Annotated in this window: 24 protein-coding genes; 17 read left to right on the top strand and 7 right to left on the bottom strand. The window is 73.4% G+C overall.

Going from position 1 to position 21,804, the window contains the following annotated elements:
* The first annotated feature begins 47 nt into the window (after nt 1-47).
* From ACN9M0_RS36610 to ACN9M0_RS36590, 5 genes are all read left to right on the top strand, one after another.
* On the top strand, nt 48-566 hold the full coding sequence (locus ACN9M0_RS36610; protein ID WP_426405029.1) for a hemerythrin domain-containing protein: 519 nt from the start codon (nt 48-50) through the stop codon (nt 564-566).
* 73 nt (nt 567-639) lie between these two features.
* Nucleotides 640-1,257, top strand: a complete 618-nt coding sequence (locus tag ACN9M0_RS36605) for a TetR family transcriptional regulator (protein WP_426405028.1) — start codon at nt 640-642, stop codon at nt 1,255-1,257.
* The gene (locus ACN9M0_RS36600; protein ID WP_366039659.1) at nt 1,241-2,899 is read left to right on the top strand and encodes an acyl-CoA dehydrogenase family protein; all 1,659 of its coding nucleotides are present in this window, start codon (nt 1,241-1,243) and stop codon (nt 2,897-2,899) included. The genes ACN9M0_RS36605 and ACN9M0_RS36600 overlap by 17 nt, the downstream gene beginning before the upstream one ends.
* Nucleotides 2,900-3,013: 114 nt before the next feature.
* Entirely contained in the window at nt 3,014-3,544 is a 531-nt protein-coding gene (locus ACN9M0_RS36595) for a VOC family protein (protein WP_426405027.1), read from the top strand.
* A gap of 181 nt (nt 3,545-3,725) precedes the next feature.
* Entirely contained in the window at nt 3,726-5,042 is a 1,317-nt protein-coding gene (locus ACN9M0_RS36590) for a M20 metallopeptidase family protein (protein WP_426405026.1), read from the top strand.
* Between the two features lie 10 nt (nt 5,043-5,052).
* On the opposite strand, the gene ACN9M0_RS36585 is transcribed toward ACN9M0_RS36590, so the two are convergent.
* Nucleotides 5,053-5,937, bottom strand: a complete 885-nt coding sequence (locus ACN9M0_RS36585) for a LysR family transcriptional regulator (protein WP_426405025.1) — start codon at nt 5,935-5,937, stop codon at nt 5,053-5,055.
* A gap of 130 nt (nt 5,938-6,067) precedes the next feature.
* Between ACN9M0_RS36585 and ACN9M0_RS36580 the strand changes: the two genes are divergently transcribed.
* The 3 genes from ACN9M0_RS36580 (at nt 6,068) to ACN9M0_RS36570 (ending at nt 8,406) form a co-directional block, all read left to right on the top strand.
* On the top strand, nt 6,068-7,321 hold the full coding sequence (locus ACN9M0_RS36580; RefSeq protein ID WP_426405024.1) for an MFS transporter: 1,254 nt from the start codon (nt 6,068-6,070) through the stop codon (nt 7,319-7,321).
* On the top strand, nt 7,321-7,638 hold the full coding sequence (locus ACN9M0_RS36575; protein ID WP_366039726.1) for a cupin: 318 nt from the start codon (nt 7,321-7,323) through the stop codon (nt 7,636-7,638). Before ACN9M0_RS36580 ends, ACN9M0_RS36575 begins: the two co-directional genes overlap by 1 nt.
* A 147-nt stretch (nt 7,639-7,785) precedes the next feature.
* Nucleotides 7,786-8,406, top strand: coding sequence for a TOPRIM nucleotidyl transferase/hydrolase domain-containing protein (locus ACN9M0_RS36570; RefSeq protein WP_366039665.1), 621 nt, complete (start codon nt 7,786-7,788; stop codon nt 8,404-8,406).
* A 138-nt stretch (nt 8,407-8,544) separates the two neighbouring features.
* Here the strand turns inward: ACN9M0_RS36570 and ACN9M0_RS36565 are convergent, their stop codons facing one another.
* Both ACN9M0_RS36565 and ACN9M0_RS36560 read right to left on the bottom strand, forming a co-directional pair.
* Nucleotides 8,545-9,312: a cache domain-containing protein gene (locus ACN9M0_RS36565; RefSeq protein WP_426405384.1), complete on the bottom strand. Its 768-nt coding sequence runs from the start codon at nt 9,310-9,312 to the stop codon at nt 8,545-8,547.
* A gap of 175 nt (nt 9,313-9,487) precedes the next feature.
* The gene (locus tag ACN9M0_RS36560) at nt 9,488-10,339 is read right to left on the bottom strand and encodes a FadR/GntR family transcriptional regulator (RefSeq protein WP_426405023.1); all 852 of its coding nucleotides are present in this window, start codon (nt 10,337-10,339) and stop codon (nt 9,488-9,490) included.
* A 129-nt stretch (nt 10,340-10,468) separates the two neighbouring features.
* Here ACN9M0_RS36560 and ACN9M0_RS36555 point away from each other — a divergent pair, with 129 nt between their 5' ends.
* The 4 genes from ACN9M0_RS36555 (at nt 10,469) to ACN9M0_RS36540 (ending at nt 14,542) form a co-directional block, all read left to right on the top strand.
* On the top strand, nt 10,469-11,506 hold the full coding sequence (locus ACN9M0_RS36555) for an ABC transporter ATP-binding protein (protein WP_426405022.1): 1,038 nt from the start codon (nt 10,469-10,471) through the stop codon (nt 11,504-11,506).
* A gap of 64 nt (nt 11,507-11,570) precedes the next feature.
* Nucleotides 11,571-12,770, top strand: a complete 1,200-nt coding sequence (locus ACN9M0_RS36550) for an ABC transporter substrate-binding protein (RefSeq protein WP_426405021.1) — start codon at nt 11,571-11,573, stop codon at nt 12,768-12,770.
* Nucleotides 12,771-12,780: 10 nt separating this feature from the next.
* Nucleotides 12,781-13,704 (top strand): ABC transporter permease, encoded by a 924-nt coding sequence (locus ACN9M0_RS36545; protein ID WP_426405020.1) that lies wholly within the window; start codon nt 12,781-12,783, stop codon nt 13,702-13,704.
* Between the two features lie 22 nt (nt 13,705-13,726).
* Entirely contained in the window at nt 13,727-14,542 is an 816-nt protein-coding gene (locus ACN9M0_RS36540) for an ABC transporter permease (RefSeq protein ID WP_366039670.1), read from the top strand.
* Between the two features lie 579 nt (nt 14,543-15,121).
* Here ACN9M0_RS36540 and ACN9M0_RS36535 read toward each other — a convergent pair.
* From ACN9M0_RS36535 to ACN9M0_RS36525, 3 genes are all read right to left on the bottom strand, one after another.
* Entirely contained in the window at nt 15,122-15,496 is a 375-nt protein-coding gene (locus ACN9M0_RS36535) for a CU044_2847 family protein (protein WP_426405019.1), read from the bottom strand.
* A 79-nt stretch (nt 15,497-15,575) separates the two neighbouring features.
* Nucleotides 15,576-16,931, bottom strand: a complete 1,356-nt coding sequence (locus ACN9M0_RS36530; protein WP_366039673.1) for a L,D-transpeptidase — start codon at nt 16,929-16,931, stop codon at nt 15,576-15,578.
* A 136-nt stretch (nt 16,932-17,067) separates the two neighbouring features.
* A complete protein-coding gene (locus ACN9M0_RS36525) occupies nt 17,068-17,553 on the bottom strand; it encodes an SRPBCC family protein (RefSeq protein WP_366039674.1) in 486 nt (161 codons plus the stop codon).
* A gap of 181 nt (nt 17,554-17,734) precedes the next feature.
* Between ACN9M0_RS36525 and ACN9M0_RS36520 the strand changes: the two genes are divergently transcribed.
* Nucleotides 17,735-18,328 carry a PadR family transcriptional regulator gene (locus ACN9M0_RS36520; RefSeq protein WP_366039675.1) on the top strand — a complete coding sequence of 198 codons (594 nt, stop codon included), beginning with the start codon at nt 17,735-17,737 and terminating at the stop codon, nt 18,326-18,328.
* Nucleotides 18,329-18,430: 102 nt separating this feature from the next.
* The gene (locus ACN9M0_RS36515) at nt 18,431-18,880 is read left to right on the top strand and encodes a peroxiredoxin (RefSeq protein ID WP_426405018.1); all 450 of its coding nucleotides are present in this window, start codon (nt 18,431-18,433) and stop codon (nt 18,878-18,880) included.
* A 390-nt stretch (nt 18,881-19,270) separates the two neighbouring features.
* Here the strand turns inward: ACN9M0_RS36515 and ACN9M0_RS36510 are convergent, their stop codons facing one another.
* The gene (locus ACN9M0_RS36510; protein ID WP_366039677.1) at nt 19,271-19,711 is read right to left on the bottom strand and encodes a DUF6325 family protein; all 441 of its coding nucleotides are present in this window, start codon (nt 19,709-19,711) and stop codon (nt 19,271-19,273) included.
* A gap of 206 nt (nt 19,712-19,917) precedes the next feature.
* Between ACN9M0_RS36510 and ACN9M0_RS36505 the strand changes: the two genes are divergently transcribed.
* The 3 genes from ACN9M0_RS36505 to ACN9M0_RS36495 all read left to right on the top strand — a co-directional run bounded on the left by ACN9M0_RS36505 (nt 19,918) and on the right by ACN9M0_RS36495 (nt 21,773).
* Entirely contained in the window at nt 19,918-20,319 is a 402-nt protein-coding gene (locus ACN9M0_RS36505) for an SHOCT domain-containing protein (protein ID WP_366039678.1), read from the top strand.
* 341 nt (nt 20,320-20,660) lie between these two features.
* On the top strand, nt 20,661-21,287 hold the full coding sequence (locus tag ACN9M0_RS36500; protein ID WP_426405017.1) for a hypothetical protein: 627 nt from the start codon (nt 20,661-20,663) through the stop codon (nt 21,285-21,287).
* Between the two features lie 36 nt (nt 21,288-21,323).
* Nucleotides 21,324-21,773: an RrF2 family transcriptional regulator gene (locus ACN9M0_RS36495; RefSeq protein ID WP_366039681.1), complete on the top strand. Its 450-nt coding sequence runs from the start codon at nt 21,324-21,326 to the stop codon at nt 21,771-21,773.
* Nucleotides 21,774-21,804 lie beyond the last annotated feature (31 nt).

Here is a 21,804-nt window from a genome sequence, read left to right as displayed (position 1 = left end):
CAGGAAGGGGCGTGCGCCGTCCCGGGACCGGTGGAATCATGCGGCGCATGGCCACCACCTCCGAACCGGCCGACCGCCTCGCGGCGTTCGGGAACCAACTCGTCGACGTGCACCTCTGGCTCCGCGAGGAGCTCGCCCGCCTCCGCGAGGAGCTGGACTCCTTCCTCTCCGGCGGCGGCACCCGCCCCCGCAACCTGCGGGCACACTGCCTCGCCTTCTGCTCCGCGCTCACCCGCCACCACACCGCCGAGGACCGAGGCGTCTTCCCCGTCCTCGCCGAGGCGCATCCGGCGCTGCGGCCCGTGCTCGACGAACTGGCCCGCGACCACGTACAGGTGGAGGAGATCCTGGTCCGCCTCCAGGAACTCCTCGACACCCTCCCGGCCGAGCAGGCGACCGACCCGGACCCGGCGGAGATGCGCCGGGTGCGCGGCGAGCTGGACGGTCTCATCGCCCTGGTGGAGTCGCACTTCACGTACGAGGAGAAGAAGCTCGTCACGGCCCTCAACGAGCTCGGCACCCCGCTGCCGGACGACTTCACGCTCCGCGACCTGACCGGCCGCTGAAGCTCGCGATCCCCGGGCGCGCGCCTCCGTCCGGCCTCTTGATGAAGCAGTGAATCACTGCTTCACTCCTTCCATGCCCTACCGACGCACCCCCGCCGTCCAGGCCCGGCTGGACGCCCAGCGCGCCTCGGTCGTCGACGCCGCCCTCGGGCTCCTCGCCGAGCAGGGGTACGCGGGCTGCACGATGGCCGCCGTCGCCGCGCGCGCCGGAATCGCCACGGGCAGCGTGTACCGCCACTTCCCGAGCAAGGCCGAACTCGCCGTCGAGCTGTTCAGGACCGTGGTGGGCCGGGAGGTCTCGGCCGTCTCCGAGGCGGCCGGGCACCCCGGGCACGGTTCGGCGGCCGAGCGGGTGGTCGCCGTGATCGAGACCTTCGCCCTGCGCGCCCTGAAGTCGCCGCGCCTGGCCTACGCGCTGCTCGCCGAACCGGTCGACCCGGCCGTGGACGCCGAGCGGCTCGTCTTCCGGCGCGCGTTCCGGGACGTGTTCGCGGCGCGCGTACAGGAAGGCGTGCGCTCGGGCGAACTGCCGCCCCAGGATCCGGTCCTGACGGCCTCGGCGCTGGTCGGGGCGGGCGCCGAGGCGCTCGTCGGGCCGCTGGCGGAGGGGGCCGTCGGGCCCGAGACCGTACCCGCACTCGTCACTTTCACCCTGCGAGCACTGGGAGTTCCCGATGCCGACCACGCATGAGGTCACCAACCAGGCACCGCCGCTGACCGGTTACGACGTCTCCGCCGACCCCGCGCTGCTGGAGGCGCTGCGCCGGGAGGGCGCGGGCTGGGCCGAGGCCGAGGTCCGCGAGCTCGGCGCCCGGGCGGGTGGCGAGGAGGCCCAGGAGTGGGGACGGCTCGCCGAGCGCCACTCCCCCGTCCTGCACACCCACGACCGGTACGGGCACCGGATCGACGAGGTCGAGTTCCACCCGTACTGGCACGAGCTGATGGACGTGGCCGTCCGGCACGGGCTGCACGGCGCGCCCTGGCGCGACGAGCGGCCGGGCGCCCACGTGGCGCGCGCGGCCAAGGTGTTCGTGTGGGGGCAGGCCGACGCGGGACACCTGTGCCCGGTCTCCATGACGTACGCGGCCGTGCCCGCCCTGCGCGTCCAGCCGGAGCTCGCCGAGGTGTACGAGCCGCTGCTCACCTCCTCCTCGTACGACTTCGGGCTGCGGGTGCCGACGGAGAAGCGCGGGATCATCGCCGGGATGTCGATGACCGAGAAGCAGGGCGGCTCGGACGTCCGGGCGAACACGACCCGGGCGGTGCCGGCGGGTGAGCCCGGTCTGTACGCGCTGACCGGCCACAAGTGGTTCACCTCGGCGCCGATGTCGGACGTCTTCCTCACCCTGGCGCAGGCTCCCGGCGGCCTGTCCTGCTTCCTGGTGCCCCGGGTGCTGCCGGACGGCAGCCGCAACGCGATCCGGCTCCAGCGCCTCAAGGACAAGCTGGGCAACCGGTCGAACGCCTCCTCCGAGATCGAGTACGAGGGCGCCCTCGGCCGGCTGGTCGGCGAGGAGGGGCGCGGGGTGGCCACCATCATCCGGATGGTCAACATGACGCGGCTCGACTGCGCGATCAGCTCGGCCTCCGGCATGCGCCTCGGGCTCGTGCAGGCCGTGCACCACGCCACGCACCGCGAGGCGTTCGGGGCGCGGCTCGTGGACCAGCCGTTGATGCGGAACGTCCTGGCCGACCTGGCCGTGGAGGCGGAGGCCGCGACGGTCGCGGCACTGCGCCTCGCGGGGGCGGTGGACCGGGCGGCGCGCGGTGACGCCGAGGAGGAGCAGCTGCGGCGGCTCGGGCTCGCGGTCACCAAGTACTGGGTGTGCAAGCGGGCGCCCGCGCACGCGGCCGAGGCGCTCGAATGCCTCGGCGGCAACGGCTATGTCGAGGACTCGGGCCTTCCGAGGCTCTACCGGGAGTCGCCGCTGCCGTCGATCTGGGAGGGTTCCGGGAACGTCGCCGCGCTCGACGTGCTGCGGGCGATGGGCCGTCAGCCGGAGGCGGTGGAGGCGTACTTCGCGGAGGTCGACCGGGGCGCGGGCGCCGACCGGCGTCTCGACGCGGCGGTCGCGGGCCTCCGCAAGGACCTCGCGGGTCTCGGCGACCCGGACGCGGTGGCGTACGGGGCACGACGGCTGGTCGAGCGCCTCGCCCTGGTCCTGCAGGGTTCGCTGTTGGTCCGGCACGGCCACCCGGCGATCGCCGACGCGTTCTGCGCCTCGCGCCTCGAGGGCGACCGGGGTCTGGCCTTCGGCACGCTGCCCGCGGGCGTGGACACGGCGGCGATCATCGCGCGGAGCGGCCCGGACGCGGTGAGCACGCCGGCCTGACCGGTCCCACGGCGACCTCTCCCGTGTTCCTCCATGTCGGACAGGATCTGGCCTACTTCGCGGCTAGCGTCGTTCGTGTCCGGCAGTCAGGGACACATCGACGGAGGGATCGAGATGTCCGAGCAGAGCAGCACCCCGAAGGGCTACACGACCGTCGCACCGTGGGTCGTCACCGACGACACCGGAGCCTTCCTCGACTTCGTCGCCCAGGCGTTCGGCGGCGAGGAGCTCGCCCGGGTGACCACCGAGGACGGTGCGGTCGGGCACGGGGAGATCCGGGTCGGCGACACCGTCGTGCTGGCCTTCGACCGGCGCGCGGACTGGCCGGTGCTGCCGAGCCTGCTGCGCGTGTTCGTCGCCGACGCGGACGAGGCGTTCGCCAGGTCCGTCGCGGCGGGCGCCCACGTCGTCACCCCGTTGGCGGACGACGCCTTCGGGCAGCGCGGCGGTCGGGTACGTGACCCCTTCGGCAACATCTGGTGGGTGACGTGCCGTGTCGAGGAGGTCGGCGAGGACGAGATGTGGCGGCGGCTGCAGGACCCCGTGTACGCCGAGACCATGCGCGTGGCCCAGGCGACGCTCGACGCCGAGCTCAGCGGCCGGGACCACGGGCGCAGCAGCGCCCCGGTCGGCCCGACCGGCTGACGCGGGCGGTGACGGTCCGGCCGGCCTGAGCCGCTGACCCGGGCGGTCGTGGTCCGGCCGGCTGACGCGGGCACTCTCGTTCCCGGCGCGCCTGTGTCGTGCCCCGTCCCCTCCCGGATGGCAGGCTGCTCGTGCACGGTTCCCCGGCCACGGCGTCAGCCGGTACGAGAAGGAGTCCGCGTTGGGCAGCGAGGCGATCCACGACGAACTGGACGAGCGGGCGGCCAAGACAGCCGAACGGGTCGTGACCTGGCGGCGCCATCTGCACCGGTATCCGGAGCTGTCCAACCGGGAGGTCGAGACGGCCCGCCTGGTGGCCGACCACCTGCGCTCCCTCGGCCTCGACGAGGTCCGTACGGGCATCGCCGGGCACGGGGTCGTGGGCGTCCTGCGCGGGACGGCGCCGGGCGGCGGCGAGCGGGTCGTGGCGCTGCGGGCGGACATGGACGCGCTGCCGGTGAAGGACCTCTGCGGGGCGGACTTCGCCTCCCAGGTGGTGGACGCCGACTACCCGGGCGGCCCGTTCCCCGTCTCGCACGCCTGTGGGCACGACTGCCACACGGCGATGCTGATGGGTGCGGCGACGGTCCTGGCGGGTGTCCGCGACCGGCTTCCCGGCACGGTGCTGTTCGTCTTCCAGCCCGCCGAGGAGGGCCCGCCGGTCACGGAGGACGGCGGGGCGCGAGCGATGGTCGACGCGGGCGCCTTCAGCGACCCGGTGCCGACGATGGCCTTCGGGATGCACGTGACGCCGTATCCGAAGGGGTACGTGGGCTACCGGATCGGCAACCAGTACGGCGCGTCCACCCTGGTCCGTATCGTCGTCACCGGCGAACAGGTCCACGGCTCCACGCCGTGGGAGGGGATCGACCCGATGCCGGCGGCCGGCGCGGTCCTCACCGGCATCGGCCAGCTGTACCGGCAGGTGTCGGCCTTCGACCCGGTCACCGTCACGATCGGGCACGTCGAGGACGTGGGCCGCTTCAACATCATCGGCCAGACGGTGACCCTGTGGGGCACGGTCCGCTGTGCCGTGGAGTCCGACATGGCCGAGGTCCAGCGGCGCCTGACGACGCTGGCCGAGCACTCCGCGGCGGCGTACGGGGCGACGGCCTCGGTGGAGTACCTGCAGTCCGTGCCGCCCGTGCACAACAGCGGGGCGTGGGTGGAGGCCGGACTGCCGACCTTCCGCCGGGTGGTCGGCCGCGAACGCGTCGTGGAGACGGGCGCGACGCTCGGGTACGACGACGTCTCCGAGTTCGTGAGCCGGTTCGGCGGCCTGTACGTGATGCTCGGCGTCCAGGACGCGACGCTGAACGCCTCCGGCCGGCCGGTGCCCGTGGAGGGCGGGCGCGGTCTGGTCACGAACCACAACCCGCACTTCTACGCCGACGACGACACCCTCGTCACCGGTGTCCGTCTCCACGCGCACGTGGCCCACGACCATCTGACGGGAGCCCTGGTCGCCCGCGACACCGACCGCCCCGACGGCGGCTGAGGCCCCGTCGTCAGGGAGTGGTGACGGCCGCCGCGACGAAGGCCCTGAGCAGGGCGGAGTCGGCGGCGGTCGGCCACACGAGGCCGTATTCGAGGGGCGGGGCGTCGCGCAGCGGGACATAGGCGATGCCGGGGCGGGGGTGGTAGCGGGCGCCGAGCGCGGCGCCGGGGGAGGCGCCTCGGCCGGCACTCACATGGGAGAGGACCTCCTGCCAGGTGGCGACGGCCGGTCCACGGCCCACGGGGGCGCCGGACGGGGTGCCGCGGGGGTAGTGGTGCTCGACCCAGTGGCGGGGGACGTCGCCGCCGGGGGCGATCAGGTCGAGGCCCGCGAGGTCCTCCATCCCGAGGGACGTGCGGCCGGCCAGCGGGTGGGCCGCGGGCAGGAGCAGGACCCGTGCGTCGGTGAAGACGACGGGGCCGGTGGTGAGGTCCGGCTCGCGGACGGGGAAGGCGACGCACTGGACGTCGAGCGTCCCCTCCCGGAGGGGGCGGACTCCCCCGTCGAAGGGCACCTCACGGACGGTGATCTCACAGCCTGGGTGGAGCGCGAGCAGGGCGTCGGCGGCGGCCGTGAGCAGTTCGCCGCCCCAGGGGGTGCCGAAACCGGCGCGCAGCCTGCCGTGGACGCCGCGCCCGGCGGCGGTGGCGCGTTCGAGGGCGGTGCTGATCTGCCGGTAGGCGGGCAGGAGTTCGTCGTGGAGGGCCTGGCCGACGGGGGTGAGCCGGACGCTGCGGCTGGTGCGGGCGAAGAGCGGGGTTCCGACGCGGCGCTCCAGCTTCTTGACCGTCTGGCTGATCCGGCCGGTGGAGACGCCGAGACGCTCGGCGGTGCGCCCGAAGTGCAGTTCTTCGGCGAGCGTGAGGAACGCCTCCAGTTCGTACCGTTCGAGCACGGGACCCGCCCTTCTACGTCCACTGATCGTTGAGTGTGACTCAACGCCGGTTTCATGATGACACCTTGATCCGCCGGGGTGGCGGCGAGGAGCCTGTAGACGTCCCCCTCCCCCGTACGGAAGAGCCTCCGTGGTCCCACGCACCCCCGTCCCCGCCCGTCCCGTGAACGTGCTGCTCCTCGCCGTGGCGGGAGCGGTCACCGTCGCCAACATCTACTTCCCGCAGCCGCTGCTCGCCGCCGTGGCACGCGGTCTGGACGTGTCGGAGCGGACGGCGGGGCTGATCGCCTCGGCCGCCCAGATCGGGTACGCGCTCGGCATCCTGCTGCTCGTGCCGCTCGCCGACTCCGCGCGGCTGCGCCGCCTCACCTCGGTGCTGCTCGCCCTGACCAGTACCGCCCTGCTCGTCGCCGCGGCGGCGCCCGACGTCGTCACGCTCACGCTCGCGACGCTCGCGCTCTCCACCACCACGGTGCTGCCGCAGATCCTCACCCCCGTGGCGGCGGTCCTCGCGGGCCCCGGACGACAGGGCCGGGTCGTGGGCCTGGTGGGCCTCGGCCTGACGCTCGGCTCGACCCTGTCCCGTACGGTCTCGGGCGCCGTGACCGACGCGAGCGGCAGCTGGCGGGTGGCCTACGCGGTGGCGGCCGCCGCGACGGCCGCGCTGCTCCTCGTCCTGCCCCGCCGACTGCCCGAACGGCTGGGTTCGCGGGGAGACGCCTCGTACGCCCGGGTCCTGGCCGGGCTTCCCCGGCTCCTCGTGGTTCACCGGGAGCTGCGGATCTCGGCGCTGATCGGGGCGTGCGCCTTCGCGGCGTTCAGCGTCTTCTGGGCCGTGCTCGCCTTCCACCTGTCGGCCCCGCCGCTCGGGTACGGGCCGGGGGCCGCGGGTCTCTTCGGGGTGCTGACCCTGCCCGCGGCGCTGCTCTCGGCGGCCGCCGGGCCGCTCACCGACCGGTACGGGGCTTCGGCGGTGAACGCCGGGGGTCTGGTGTGCGCGGGGCTCGGCCTCTCGGTCGCGGGGCTCGCCCCGTACTCCCCCGCGGGCCTGGTGGCCGGGGCGAACCTGCTGGTGGTCGGGGTCAGCTCGTGCCAGGTGGCCAACCAGGCACGGATCTTCAGGATCGGCCGGACGGTGGCGGCCCGGGTCAACACGGTCTTCATGCTGGCCACGTTCGGCGGCGGGGCGCTCGGCTCCCTCGCCGGGTCCTGGCTGTACGCGGCGCACGGCTGGGCGGCCGCGCTGCTCGCCGCGGGGGCGTGCGTCGCCGCCGCCGGGCTCGTGGTGCCGGTCGCGGCGCGAGCGGCGGTCCCGAGTTGCGTCCGGGACGTCACACGGGAGGCTGGGGGTATCCGTCCGCGCATCCCGCAGGGAGAGTCATGATGCTGGACCTCACCGCCCTCGCCGACGAGCACCTGGCCGCGGCCCGTACGGCGCCGCACGGGCGCAGCGCCCACCTGGTGATGCACGACGGGGTGCTGCGGCAGACCGTCATCGCCCTGACCTCGGGCACCTCCCTGGACGAGCACAACGCGCCCCCGGCCGCGAGCCTCCAGGTGCTGCGGGGCCGGGTGAACCTGACGGCGGCCGGCTGGGCGGAGGAACTGTCGGCGGGCACGCTGCGGATGCTCCCCAAGGAGCGGCACGGGCTGACGGCCCTGGAGGACGCGGCGGTGCTGCTGACGGCGGTGAACGACTGAGCGACGGGCTTGGCGGCCCACTCCTCAGCTGCCCGGCTGCCCGGCTGCCCGGCTGCCCGGCTGCTCGGCTGCTCGGCTGCTCGGCTGCTCGGCTGCTCGGCGAATATTCGCTGCCCTGCCGGTCCGTGGGCGTGCAGACTCGCCCCCATGGCAGACATGAGGGCGTTCCAGGACGAGATGGGCCGTTGGGCAGCGGGCGATTCCGGCGGAGACACGGCGAGGGAGCTGGCCGTGAGCCTGGGGCTGCGGACGGCTGTGCTCCTGGAAGGGCCGAGTGACTTCGCGGCCGTCGGGACGCTGGCCGCTCGGCGCGGCCGGGACCTGGCCGCGGACGGCGTGTGCGTGGTGTCGATGGGCGGGGCGATGAGCATCGCCCGCTACGCCGAACTGCTCGGACCGCCCGGCCTCGACCTGCGCCTGACGGGCCTGTGCGACGAACGCGAGCGCGGCTTCTACGAGCGCGGCCTGCAGCGGGCCGGAGCGCCCCGGGAGGACTTCTTCGTCTGTGTGGCGGACCTGGAGGACGAGTTCATCCGGGCGCTGGGCCCGGCGAGGGTCGAGGAGATCATCCGGACGGAGGGCGACCTGCGCCCCTGGCAGACCTTCCTGAACCAGCCCGCCCAGCACGGCCGGCCCCGGCATCAGCAGCTGCGGCGCTTCCTCGGCACGAAGAAGGGCCGCAAGATCCGCTACGGCACGCTCCTCGTGGAGGCCCTCGCCGCCGACCAGGTGCCGGAGCCGCTGGACGCCCTCCTGGCGAGTCTCTGAACACCCGGCCTGAACTCCGGTCGGCCGGTCAGCTGTTCGCGGGTACGGAGGCCAGGCGGGCCGTCACCACGGTCAGACGGGCGGGCCCGGGCACGAGACGCGAGGCGGCAGCCCGGCCGCCCAGGCCTCCGGCGGCGATCAGGCGTCGGCCGTGACCAGGACGAGCGGGGTTCCGCCGCAGGGCAGCAGGCGCAGGCCGTCGGTGCGGTGTTCGGTCGGCGGGCCGGCGAGGACGGCGGCGAAGTCGGGTCCCTTGGTGAGCGATCCGGCGAGATGGGCCGGGTCGGTGGAGGCGGCGACCCGGCCCCGCGCGTTGACGAGCCGGGCCGGTGCGGGCAGCCGCTGGAGCACCGGCAGCACGGCCGCCTCGAAGTGCCGCAGGTAGACGTCGGCGGCGGCCACGCCCACGAACCGGCCGCCGAGGACGACCGGCGCGGAGAGCGTCAGGCTGTACTCGTCGGAGCACAGGTAGTCCACGTAGGGCCCGGCGACGGCCCGGCGCCCGGTCTCGCGGGGCAGGGTGTACCAGTCCCAGTGCGTGTAGTCCGAGTACGCGGAGTGCTCCGGGTCCAGGTCGAGCAGCAGCGGCCGGACGGCTCCGTCGGGGCCTCGCTGCCACCACTCCAGCCAGCCGGGTACGTCGGCGAGGAGGCCGGGTGCGGCGACGAACCCCACGCCGGAGACGAGGGGGTGGCCGGCGAGCCGGGCGCGCAGTCCGGGGCGCAGGGCCGCCAGGTCGGCGGCGAGGGGTTCGCGGCCGGGCCCGGACACCTCGTCGAGCAGGGCGCCGGTGTCGGCGGAGGTCTCGGCGACGGCACGGAAGACCTCTTCGAGGGTGTCCCGGACACGGCGGACGACCTCGCGGACCGGGTGGTGCGTGTCCTGGTCTCCCGCGCGGCCGGCGATCTCGGCGACCGGGTGGTCCGCGTCCTGATCACCCGCGCGGCGGACGACCTCACCGGCCGAGCGGTCCGCGTCCCGGTCTCCCGCGCGGCTCGCGGCCTCGCCGACCGGTGCCGTCCTCCCGCCTCCCACGCGCCCGCGTGCGACCCGGGTGTCCCCGCCGTCCTCGCGCGTGGTCTCAGTGATGGCCCCCGCGGGGCCCGCGAGCCCGGTGCTCCTGCCCATGCGTGTCCTCCTCGGGACGAGCCTCGGTTGCGGCGGGGGTGCCGAGGCGCAGCGCGATCAGCCGCCCCACCGACTCCCGTACGCACGTCTCGGCGAGCGTTCTCGCCCGCTCGTCGGCCTCATCCTGCACGGCGGAGATCACGGCGCGGTGACGATCCGACACATTGCCGAGATGGACGGGGTCGTCGAGGACGAGGCAGAGGAGCGCGCCCAGGTCCGTCTGGAGGGCGATCTCCTCGCGGGTGAGGCGGGCGGACTGGGCGGCGGCGGCGAGTTCGACGTGGAAGCGGCCGTAGAGCCTGCTGCGGGTCGCCGGGTCTCCGGCGGCGGCGAGTTCCTCGACCGTACGGGTGAGGGGGCGGAGGTCTCCGGGCTGGGTGCGGCGGGCGGCGAGCAGGGCGGCGGCACCGGAGACGGCGGCCCAGTGGTCGCCGAGGTCGCGCAGTTCCTCGGTGGACCAGTCGTCGAGGCGGGCGCGCAGCCGCTCCTCCGGCGGGTCGTCGGGCAGGGTGACGAAGCTGCCGCCGCCACGGCCCCTGCGGGTGGTGACGAGGCCTTGCTGCCGCAGGGCCATGAGGGCTTCGCGCAGGGTGACGGTGGAGACGCCGAGCTGTCCGGCGAGTTCGGTCTCGCCGGGCAACTGCTCCCCGTCGGCGAGGAGTCCGAGTTCGATGGCGTCGCCGATGCGGCGGACGACGGTGTCCACCCGGGCGCGGGTGTCGACGGGGGTGAAGACGGCCCTTCGGGCGGCGCCCGGCCCGGCCGCGCCGCCGCCGTCGTCGTCCGGCCTGCCGTTCGGTCTCACGGTTAACCACCTCGCGCGTCGAGCGTTGACTCAGGCTTTACCTTAAAGGGGTCTTGAGATTTGAACTATGACTTCATATGTTTACGCACACCCGAGCAACGCTCCACCGCACCAGAAAGGTTCCCGCTCATGGAGGGAATGGCGATCCGGCTGACGGGACTGCGCAAGACCTACGGCCGGACCGAGGCCGTGGCGGGGGTGGACCTGGAGATCGCGGACGGCGAGTTCTTCTCGATGCTCGGCCCCTCCGGTTCCGGGAAGACGACCGTGCTGCGGATGATCGCCGGCTTCGAGGCGCCGAGCGCCGGCACCGTCGAACTGGCCGGCCGCGACGTCACCCGGCTCGCGCCCTTCGAGCGGGACGTGCACACCGTCTTCCAGGACTACGCGCTCTTCCCGCACATGACGGTCGAGCAGAACGTCGCCTACGGCCTGAAGGTCCGCGGGGTGCCCCGCGCCGAGCGCCTGGTGCGGGCCCGGGCCGCCCTCGCGCAGGTCGGCCTGGAGGGTCTCGGCCGGCGCCGGCCCGCGGAGCTCTCCGGCGGCCAGCGCCAGCGCGTCGCCCTGGCCCGCGCGCTCGTCGGCCGCCCCCGCGTCCTGCTGCTCGACGAACCCCTCGGCGCGCTCGACCTCAAGCTCCGCGAGCGGATGCAGGTCGAACTCAAGGAGATCCAGCGGGAGGTCGGCATCACCTTCGTGTTCGTCACCCACGACCAGGAGGAGGCCCTCACGATGAGCGACCGGATCGCCGTCTTCCACCAGGGCCGGATCGAACAGGTCGCCGCCCCCGCCGAGATCTACGAGCGCCCCGCGACCCCGTTCGTCGCCGGTTTCGTCGGCACCTCGAACCTGCTGAGCGGCGACACCGCCCGACGGGTGGTCGGGGCGCCGGGCACGTACAGCATCCGGCCGGAGAAGATCCGGATCCTCACCGACCACAAGGCACCCGGCGACCGCGGGCACGCCACCGCCGCCGGCACCGTCGCGGAGGTCGTCTACCTCGGCGACTCCACCCGCTTCCTGGTCGACCTCGACGGGGGCGGCCGGCTCACCGCCCTCCAGCAGAACCTGGAGACGTCCTCCGCCGACCTCGCCGCCTTCCGGGGCGCCCGGATCGGCCTCCAGTGGCACCCGGACCACGCCGTGCGCGTACCTGAAACCCCGTAGGCGACCGCGGGGTCGACCCCGTACGCACCACTCCCCCCGTCCCCTTCACGCAACGGAGAACAACGTGCGCCCGCACCGCTCCCTCCTGACCGCAGCCGCCGTCTCCGGGCTGCTCCTGCTCACCGCCTGCGGATCGGCCGACCCGGCGGGTTCCGGGAAGTCCGGCGGCCTCAACCCGCCCGACCTGAAGGCGCCGACCGCCCTCGGCAAGGCCGAGGGGGAGGTCAACCTGATCGCCTGGGCCGGATACGTCGAGGACGGCACCAACGACCCCAAGGTCGACTGGGTCAGCGCCTTCGAGAAGCAGACCGGCTGCCAGGTCAACACGAAGACCGCCGCGACCTCCGACGAGATGGTCTCGCTGATGAAGACCGGCGCGTACGACGCCGTCTCCGCCTCCGGCGACGCCTCCCTCCGCCTGATCGCCTCCGGCGACGCCGCCCCCGTGAACACCGCGCTCGTGCCGAACTACGCCGACGTCTTCGCCGGGCTCAAGAACAAGGACTGGAACTCCGTCAAGGGCGTCGCCTACGGCATCCCGCACGGCCGCGGCGCCAACCTCCTCATGTACGACACGGAGAAGGTGAAGCCGGCCCCCGACTCCTGGTCCGCCGTCTTCGACAAGGCCTCGGCGCACAACGGCAAGGTCACGGCCTACGACTCCCCCATCTACCTCGCGGACGCCGCCCTCTACCTCAAGGCGACCAAGCCCGAGCTCGGCATCAAGAACCCCTACGCCCTCGACCAGAAGCAGTTCGACGCCTCCGTGGCGCTGCTCAAGGAGCAGAACGCCCACATCGGCGAGTACTGGAGCGACTACCTCAAGGAGATCTCCGCCTTCAAGAGCGGCGACTCGGTCGTCGGCACCAGCTGGCAGGTGATCGCCAACCTCGCCAAGTCCGAAGGCGCGAAGGTCGAGGCGGTCCTGCCGAAGGAGGGCTCCACCGGCTGGTCCGACACCTGGATGGTCTCGGCCAGGGCCAAGCACCCCACCTGCGCCTACAAGTGGCTCGACTGGATCATCTCCCCGAAGACCAACGCGCAGGTCGCCGAGTACTTCGGCGAGGCCCCGGCCAACGCGAAGTCGTGCGCCGAGACCGCCGACAAGGCGCACTGCGCCACGTTCCACGCCAGCGACGAGGCGTACTGGAAGCAGGTCCACTTCTGGACCACTCCCATCGAGCAGTGCCTGGACGGCCGGACGGACACGCACTGCGTGCCGTACGCCAAGTGGGTCCAGGCCTGGACCGAGATCAAGGGCTGATCCCGACGCCATGACCGCACTCTCCCCCGGGCTCTCCCCCGAGTCCGCGACGCGAGCCGCCGGCTCCGGCCGCACCGCCGTCCGGCGGTTCGCCGGGGCCCTGCACCGGCGACCCCGGCTGCGGCTGGCGGCCCTGCTCACCGCCCCGCTGCTCTGGCTGGTCCTCGCCTATCTCGGCTCCCTCGCGGCCCTGTTCCTGTCCGCCTTCTGGTCGACCGACAGCTTCACCTCCGAGGTCGTCCGGGTCTGGACCTCGCAGAACTTCGAGGAGCTGGTCAGCTCCCCCGTCTACCGGACGGTGGCCCTGCGCACCGTCGGCGTCGCGCTCGCCGTGACCGCGCTCTGCGCCGTCATCGCCTTCCCGCTCGCCTTCTACACGGCGCGCGTGGCGCACCCGCGCCGCCGCCCGCTCTTCGTGGTGGCGCTGCTCATGCCCCTGTGGGCCGGCTATCTCGTGAAGGTGTACGCATGGCGGCTGATCCTCTCCGAGGGCGGCCCGCTCGACTGGGCGCTGCGACCGCTCGGCCTGAGCGGACCCGGGTACGGACTCACGGCGACGGTGTTCGTCCTGACGTACCTCTGGCTGCCGTACATGGTGCTGCCGATCCACACCGCGCTCGCCCAGCTCCCCGACAGCCTGCTGCACGCCTCGGCGGACCTCGGGGCGCGGACCTGGCGGACCTTCGTCTCGGTGGTGCTGCCGCTGGTGTGGCCGGCGGTGGCCGCCGGGTCCGTCTTCACCTTCTCCCTGAGCCTCGGCGACTACATCACGGTGCAGATCGTCGGCGGCAAGACCCAGCTGATCGGCAACCTCGTCTACTCCAACGTCACCCTGAACCTGCCGCTGGCGGCCGCGCTCGGCACCGTACCGGTCGCCGTCATCGTGGTGTACCTGCTCGCGGTGCGGCGCTCCGGTGCGCTGCGCAGCCTGTGACCGGCCGGAAGGACCGCGACCGATGAACCTCTCCCGTCCCGCGCGGATCGCGCTGCGCACCGCGGCCGCTCTCGGCTTCGCCGCGATCTATCTGCCGCTGCTGCTCGTCCTGCTCGGCTCGTTCAACCCGGACCGTTCGGCGAGCTGGCCGCCGCCCGGCCTCACGCTCGACTGGTGGGCGGCGGCCTGGGACAACGAGGGCGCCCGCGCGGCGCTGTGGACCTCGGTCCAGGCAGGGCTCGCGGCGACGGCGGTGGCGCTGGTGCTCGGCACGCTCATCGCCTTCGCGGTGCAGCGGTACTCCTTCTTCGGGCGGGAGGCCGTCTCGTTCGCGGTCGTGCTGCCGATCGCGCTGCCCGGCATCGTCACGGGCATCGCGCTCAACTCGGCCTTCGGCACGGTCCTGCAACCGCTCGGCGTGGGCCTCGGGATGTTCACCGTGGTCGTGGGCCACGCGACCTTCTGCATCGTGGTCGTCTTCAACAACGTGGTGGCGAGGCTGCGACGGCTGCCCGGTTCGTACGAGGAGGCGGCGATGGACCTGGGGGCGCACACGTTCCGCGTCTTCTGGGACATCACCTTCCCGCTGCTGCGCTCGGCGCTGCTCGCGGGCGGGCTGCTCGCCTTCGCGCTGTCCTTCGACGAGATCGTGGTGACGACGTTCACGGCGGGCCCCGGGGTGCAGACCCTGCCGGTGTGGATCTTCGACAACATGACCCGCCCTCAGCAGGCCCCGGTGGTGAACGTGGTGGCGGCGGCGCTCGTGCTGCTGTCGGTGGTGCCGATCTACGCGGCGCAGCGGCTCTCCTCGGACACGCCGGGCGGCGGACGGGTGTGAGGGGCGCCAGGACCGCAGGACCATCCCCATCCTGCCAGCTTTTCCGAATGCGCCTTTGCCCCGTCTTGACGTGCGTGCCCTCGCCCGGTGGGCCGCCGCGCTGAGGCCACGGCGGCGCGGCGGAGACACGGTCACCGTGCCGGAGGCCGACAGCGCCGGGCGCGAACGGCTGCGGGACCTGGCCGCGTTGCTGTGCGAGCTCGGCGACGGAGTTCGCCGGGCCGACCTTCGGTGCCTTCGCGGCGGGCATGCTCCTGCCCCCGATGGCGACCTGGGTCGAGCGGCGCTCGCACACCCCGGACCAATTGGTGTTCCTGCCTGCTTCTGGCTTCTCGTGCCCGGCGCTGTCGGCCTCGCCAGCGTCTCGGAGATCATCGTGCAGGGCGACACGGCCGGCGGTCCGGACAGCCTGGTGACGATGATCATCACGGTGGCGTCGATCGCCCTGGGCGTGCTCGTGGGTGCCGGGCTCCAGCGGCGGCCACGGCTGGGTCTCGGCGAACCCGCCCCCGCGACGCCGCCGCCCGCGGCGGAGGACGCGCCCGGAGCCGGCGGAGCCCGGACCCGGCCGCTGATCGGTCAGCGGGGCGACTTCACCCATTCGAGGGTCACGCGCAGGCTCGCGTTCGCGCTGCCCTGGACGACCAGCGCGGTGAGCTTGCCCGCGTCCAGGCCGAGCTGGCAGCCGAACTCGACGGTCGCGCGGTCCGGGTCCGCCCGGTGGAGCGCCTCGCCGATCTGTCCGGCGAAGGAGGTGAGGGCCTCGGTGACGCCGGCGAGGTCGGGGAGGCGGCCGCCGAGCCCTTCGAGCTCCGCGTCGGGCCCTTCGAGAGCGGCACGGTCGAGGCCGGTGCCGTCGAAGTCGGTGCGGTCGAGGTCCGAGCCGGGCCCGAGGTGTCGCGCCTCCACGAAGAGCGTCGCGTTCCCGACCTCGACCTTGGTGATGTCCGGCATCGAAGCTCCGTACGGTCGGCGGGAACGGGCAGGACGTCAGTATCACCGAAGGCTGTGCGGGAGACCCGGATCGGGCCGTTCAGAGTGTCGGGTTCAGCGCGCCTGCGGCGGACGCGGACCCGGCCGCGGAGCCGGTGGCCTCGGGGGCGAGGGCGCTGCCCCGCAGCCACTCGGGCCAGCTGACGTTCCAGTCGCCGAAGCCGTTGCCGAAGGGCGTCATGAGCTCGCCGTACCCGTTGACGACCCGTACGAGGTCCCCCTCGCGCACGGTGCCGAAGAACCAGGCGGCGTCCTCGGTGCTCATCCCCGTACAGCCGTGGCTGACGTCCTCGCTGCCCTGGGAGTCGAGCGACCACGGCGCGGCGTGCAGGTATTCGCCGCTCCAGGTCACCCGGGTGGCCCAGCGGACCTTGAGGTCGTAGAAGTCGGTGCTGCGGCGGGCGATGCCGATGGAGTCGCCGCGCATGCGGACGAGGGGCTCCTTGCCGAGGACGACCTTGATGCCGCCTCTGGTGCGGTAGCCGGCCTTGCCGGTGGTGACCGGGACGGTCCGCAGGAGCTGTCCGTCACGGAACACGGTCATCGCATGGGCGGAGACGTCGGTGACGGCCTCGATCCGGTCGCCGGTGGTGAAGGTGAGGGGGCGTGAGGGGCCGCCGAGGAGGCCACCGCCGATACGGGCCCCGTCGAGGCCGCTGTGGACGCGGACCGTGGCGCGGGACGGCCAGTACGTGCGGGGCCGGTAGTGGAGGGTGGAGGAGTCGACCCAGTACCAGGCACCGTCGACGTGGGGTTCGGACCGCACGTCGAGCGCCTGTTCCACGAGGCGGCGGGCGCCTGGATCATCGGCCGGTACGGGACGGCTGAGCTCGGCGGTGACCGGCATCCCGACCCCGTACGTGCCACCGTCCTCCGGCCCGAAGGCGACGGTGAGCCGGTCCCCTGCGGGAGCCGGAGCGGTCCGGAAGTCGACGCGGGCGCGGCGCGGGCCGCCCGCCCCCGATCCGTCGACGACGAGCCGGGCGGCGTACCGGGCGCCGGCCGGCAGGGGTGCGGCGCTGGTCCACCGGGTGTGGTCCGCGCTCTGTGCTCCGGCGATCCGACGGCCGCGCTGGTCCGTGACGTTGACGTCGGCGAGTACCCCGGGGGTGCGGAGCGCGAGCTCCACGTGCCCGGACTCCTTCGGGCCGAGGGCGAACGGCGGGCCCGTGAGGACGCGGTCGCCGCCGAGCGCGACCGCGTGGCGGGGCGCGGTGCAGAGGCTTCCGGCGGCGACACAGCCGTCCACCGAGACGACGGTGGTGGAGTCCCGGGCGGCGGAGCGCCGCTCGCGTTCGGGGTCCGGGTCCGGCGACTGGGCCGCCGTACTGACGAGGACGGCCCCGACGGCCAGGGAGAGCGCCCCCCATCCCCGTGCGTATCTGCGTGACGACACGTCGGACATCCTCCCCTTCCGTGCGGTGACGTCGGCGGACGGTGCCGACCGCAGCATCAAAACGGATGAGAGGAGAAAAAGATGATCAAGACGCCGGGCGTGGCGGCGGACTGGGGGGCGAGACGACTCGAATGGGTCAGCGGGCCGGCTCCGGAAGTTCCTCACCCGTCTCCAGAAGGGACTTGAGGCTGGAGATCAGCGCGGGCCAGCCCTCGCCGATCAGTCCCTTGATGGTTCCGTCGGGCTCCAGGTCGCCATGGGTGACCGTGAGCTTGACCATGTCGCCGGACGGTTCGATCACGAAGGTCACCCGGGACCGGCGCTCGCGGGCGAGGCTCGCGTACACCTCCTGTTCGAGGCGGACGGCCTCCGCCCAGGCCGGGGTGAAGGTGTGCCAGGTGTACGAGAGGAGGCGGCCCGGCTCGGCCGCGAGGACGACCTGCTCGGGGTCCTCGGTCCTCCGTCCGCCCTCGTCCCAGACCATCGACGCGCCCGGGGTCCACTCCGTCTCGAAGGCGACGCCCCAGTAGCGGCGGGTGAGCTCCGGGTCGGTGAGCGCCTGCCAGAGCTCCTCGGGGGTCGTCCGGATGTAGGTGGTGTAGACGAACGTGTCGCTGTCCATCGCGCTGCCCCTCGGATCTGCTCCCCCGCGGCCTGCCCCTCTCCAGCCTAGGCAGGCGCCGGACGGACGTGCCAGCGAAGTACCCCCGTCCGGCCCCCGAAGGAGGGTGTCCGGTCCCTGGATGCTGGAGCGGTTGAATAGGTGCGGAGGAAATTAATCAACGTGCTGCTAGCGTGCCGGTATGTCGCTCAAGCACGCCGTCCTCGCAGCTCTCCTGGAGGGCGAGGCCTCCGGATACGACCTGGCCAAGATCTTCGACGTGTCCGTCGCCAACTTCTGGGCCGCCACCCCGCAGCAGCTCTACCGCGAGCTGGAGCGGCTCGCCGGGGCCGGTCTGATCACGGCCCGTGTGGTGGAGCAGGAACGGCGCCCCAACAAGCGGATGTTCAGCCTCACGGAGCCGGGCAGGCAGGATCTGGTCGCCTACACGGCGACGCCGCCGCGCCTGGGTGCCATCCGTGACGAGCTGATGGTGCAGGTGCAGGCCTGCGACGAGGGCGACACCACGGCTGTCCGCGCGTTCGTGGCCCAGCGGATGGAGACGGCCCGGGCGAAGCTGGCGCGTTACGACCGGCTGCGGGAACGGATGCTGGGCGGCAGGGACGAGGACACGTACCTGGACGAGGCGGAGCGGGTCGGTCCGTATCTCACGTTGATGCGCGGCCGGTTCTTCGAGGAGGAGAACCTGCGCTGGGGCGAGCGGGCCCTCGCCGTGCTCGACCGACGCGTCGCCGCACGGGGCGCGGCAGCACCCGGCGTCGCGAGCCCGGCCTGATCGACCCCAGGGGTGACGCCGGTTCTACTCTGCGGTAACGTCACCGGCCGGCCACCGGAGGCACCGGTGGCGCCACAGGGACGGATCGGGGACGGGCCTGCAATGAACGTCGGTGACCTCGTCGAGGACTTCAGCCTTCCGGACGAGACGGGCGCCGCGCGCTCGCTGACCGGCCTGCTCGCCGAAGGGCCGGTCGTCCTCTTCTTCTACCCGGCGGCCCTCACCCCGGGGTGCACGGCCGAGGCCTGTCACTTCCGTGACCTCGCGGCCGAGTTCCACGCCGTCGGCGCGACGCCCGTCGGCATCAGCTCCGACGACGTGGCGCGGCAGCAGGAGTTCGCGGAGCGGCACTCGCTCGGCTACCCCCTGCTGTCCGACCCGGACGGTGCCGTGCGGGAACGGTTCGGCGTGAAGCGCGGGTTCTCGCTCGCGCCGACGAAGCGGGTCACCTTCGTGATCGGCCAGGACCGGCGGATCCGGGAGGTCGTCCGCAGCGAGTTGCGGATGAGCGCCCACGCGGACCGCGCACTGGCCGCCCTGCGCCGCGCCTGACCAGGTCGGACCTGCCGCGCTGCCGGGCAATCGTTCAGACGCCGAGCAGTTCGGCCTTGGCCGCCGCGCACTCCTCGGGCGTGAGCAGGCCCTGCTGGGCGAGCTCGCCGAGCCGGGCCGGCTGGTCGGTGATCGACGGTGCACCGCCGGAGGCGGGCGGCGCGGCGGCCGCCGGTGGTGCGCTCGGCGCCGGCGGAGGGGGTGCCGGGGGCTGTGCTGGGCCTGGAGTTCGGCGATGGCCTGCTCCTGGTCCTCCTCGCGGCACGCGGCACGGGCGGAGCTGCGGCCCTCCGCGTGGGCCGCGCCGCCCACGAGGGCGCCGCGCAGCAGGGGCGCGCCGACGGGCCGGACGACCGGCCGTACGAGTGGGCGTCGCCGCAGGAACATCGTTCAGCCCCTTCCGACCGCGACGGCGGCCGCGGCCTCGCGGTAGGTGTGCCGCGCCTGTTCGACATGGTCGGGCGGTACGCGCACGCTCCCGGCGATCCGGCCGCCGGCCTCACGGATCGCGTCCACCGCCCGCGCGGCCCAGACGTGCTCGACGAGCAGCATCAGCGCGCACGAGCCCGGTTCGAGCGTCTCGGCAGCCTCGGCCGCGTCCTCGGGGCCGAGCAGGTTCGCCTCGGGTCCGATCTCGGCGGTGGCCTCGTCGTACTCCTCGTACTCGACGAGTTCGGAGGTGGACACCTCGCCGGTGACGGACTTGACGACGACGAGCGAGTCGATCAGCCGTACCTGTCCGGCCCTGCGCAGTTCCGCGATGGCGGTCACCGCCGCTACTTTCAGCCGCTCTCCCGGGAAGGCGAGCACGACACATTCCACCGGGCCCATGGTGCTCCGTTCCGTTCCTCTCGCGGTGCGCGGCCCCGCTCGGGCGCGTGGTGCCGGCTCCGGCGACGGTCCGCGGGCTCCATCCGAGCACGGCCGCGCGCGGCCCGCACGCGGAGCCGTCACGACATGCGGACCCGTGGGGGCTGGGCGAGACTCGCTGCATCGCCAGGCCTCCCCCGGCCTGCGTGGGAACGGAGTGTGCAGGAATGGACGACTACCCCCTCCTCAACGTCTTCTGGACCATGCTGTGGTTCTTCATCTGGATCATGTGGCTGTTCCTGCTGTTCAAGGTGATCACCGACATCTTCCGGGATCACTCCCTCAGCGGCTGGGGCAAGGCCGGCTGGCTGATCTTCTGCATCCTGCTCCCGTACATCGGCGTGCTGGTGTACGTCATCGCGCGCGGCAAGAGCATGGGCCAGCGGGACGTCAAGCAGGCCAAGGAGAGTGAGGCCGCGTTCCAGGAGTACATCCGCAAGACGGCCGGAACGCAGGGCGCCGGTGGCGGCAGCCCCACCGACGAACTGGCCCGGCTCTCCGACCTCAAGGACAAGGGCGCCATCACGGCCGAGGAGTTCGAGAAGGCCAAGGCCAAGGTCCTGTCCTGAGGCTCCGAAGGCGGCGGGCGCGGCAGCGCCAGGCGCGTGCGGAGGGAGGCGGGCGCGACGCCGGGCTCCCGGGGTCCCTGCTGCGAGAGGTCGCGGCGGAACCCGGGAGGCTCCCGGAGGCGCTCGCCTCCTTCGCCCTGCGCCGCCTCGGCCCGGGGGCGGGGCCCGCGGTCGAGCGCCTCCGTGCGGCGCATCCCGAGGCCGACGCGACGGCTCTGCGGGCCCTCGTCGTCAGCCGCGGGCGGCGGAGGGTCACGGCGGAGGGCTCCTTCGTCGGAGGTCCGTTCCTGCTCCTCATCCCCGTCGCGTTCTGCGGCGCCCTCCTCTCCCAGGTGCGCATCGTGCTCGAACTCGCCGCCACCGAGGGGCTCGACACCACGGATCCGGAACGCGCGGCCGAACTGCTCGTCCTGCAAGGGGTGTACGAGGACACCGCGGCGGCCCGGGCCGCTCTCGCCGCCGCCCCGGACAGGCCCCGAGCGGGGGACGTAGGCGGGCGCGTGGCCGCGCTCCGGGGCCTGGTGCTGCGCATGGCCCGGCTGCTCGGTCTGCTCACGCCGTCCGAGGCACGCCTCGGCCGTTGGGCCCGGATCGGCCAGTGGGCACTCGTGGCCTCGGTCTTCCTCGTCGGCCTGGTGGCCCCGCTCGTCTGGCTGCCGTACATGGCCGTCGCGTACAACCGCGCCACGAACCGGCTGACCGACCGCGCCACCGTCTTCTACGTCGGCACGCGCGACCTGCGCTCCCCGCGCGGCGTGCGGGTCGACCCGGCCGTGGCCGTGGCAGGGCTGCGGGCGCTGGTATCGGTCCTGCTGCCGGCCGTCGCCCTCTTCATGGTCGTCGCCACGGACACCCGGATCGCGGGCGGACGGTGGCCCGTCGCCGGGATCGTGCTGATCGCCAGCTGCCTGTTCACGGGCGGCTGGTGGCTGTGGCGGCGGCGCCGGCGACGAGAACCACCCCCTTAATACGTACGCGAGATACCTCTTTGATACGGTCGGGACGTGAGGCTGACGAAGTTCACCGACCTGGCGCTCCGTGCCGTGATGCGCCTGGCGGTCACCGCACCGGAAGAGTCCGTCACCACCCGCGAGGTGGCGGAGTCGATGGACGTGCCCTACGCCCACATGGCGAAGGTGGTCACCCGGCTGCAGCACCTCGGCGTGGTCGAGGCGCGGCGCGGCCGTGGCGGCGGGCTCGCCCTGACGGAGCTGGGGCGGCGCTCTTCGGTGGGCTGGCTGGCCCGGACCCTCGAGGGCGAGGAGGAGGTCGTCGCCTGCGAGGGCGATCCGCCCTGCCCGCTGCGCACCGCGTGCCGACTGCGCGGAGCGCTGCGCGAGGCGCAGGAGGCCTTCTACCGCGCGCTCGACCCGCTGACCGTCGCGGAGCTCGTGAGCTCGCCGACCGGTCCGCTGCTGCTCACCCTCAGCCCACGCCCCGCGGGATCCCCCTGACCGTGCCCGCTCCCCCGGGAGCATCCGCACA

It is taken from the genome of Streptomyces sp. R-07, assembly GCF_049913175.1.
Classification (GTDB): Bacteria; Actinomycetota; Actinomycetes; order Streptomycetales; family Streptomycetaceae; genus Streptomyces.
This window is presented reverse-complemented; position numbering and strand designations above follow the sequence as displayed.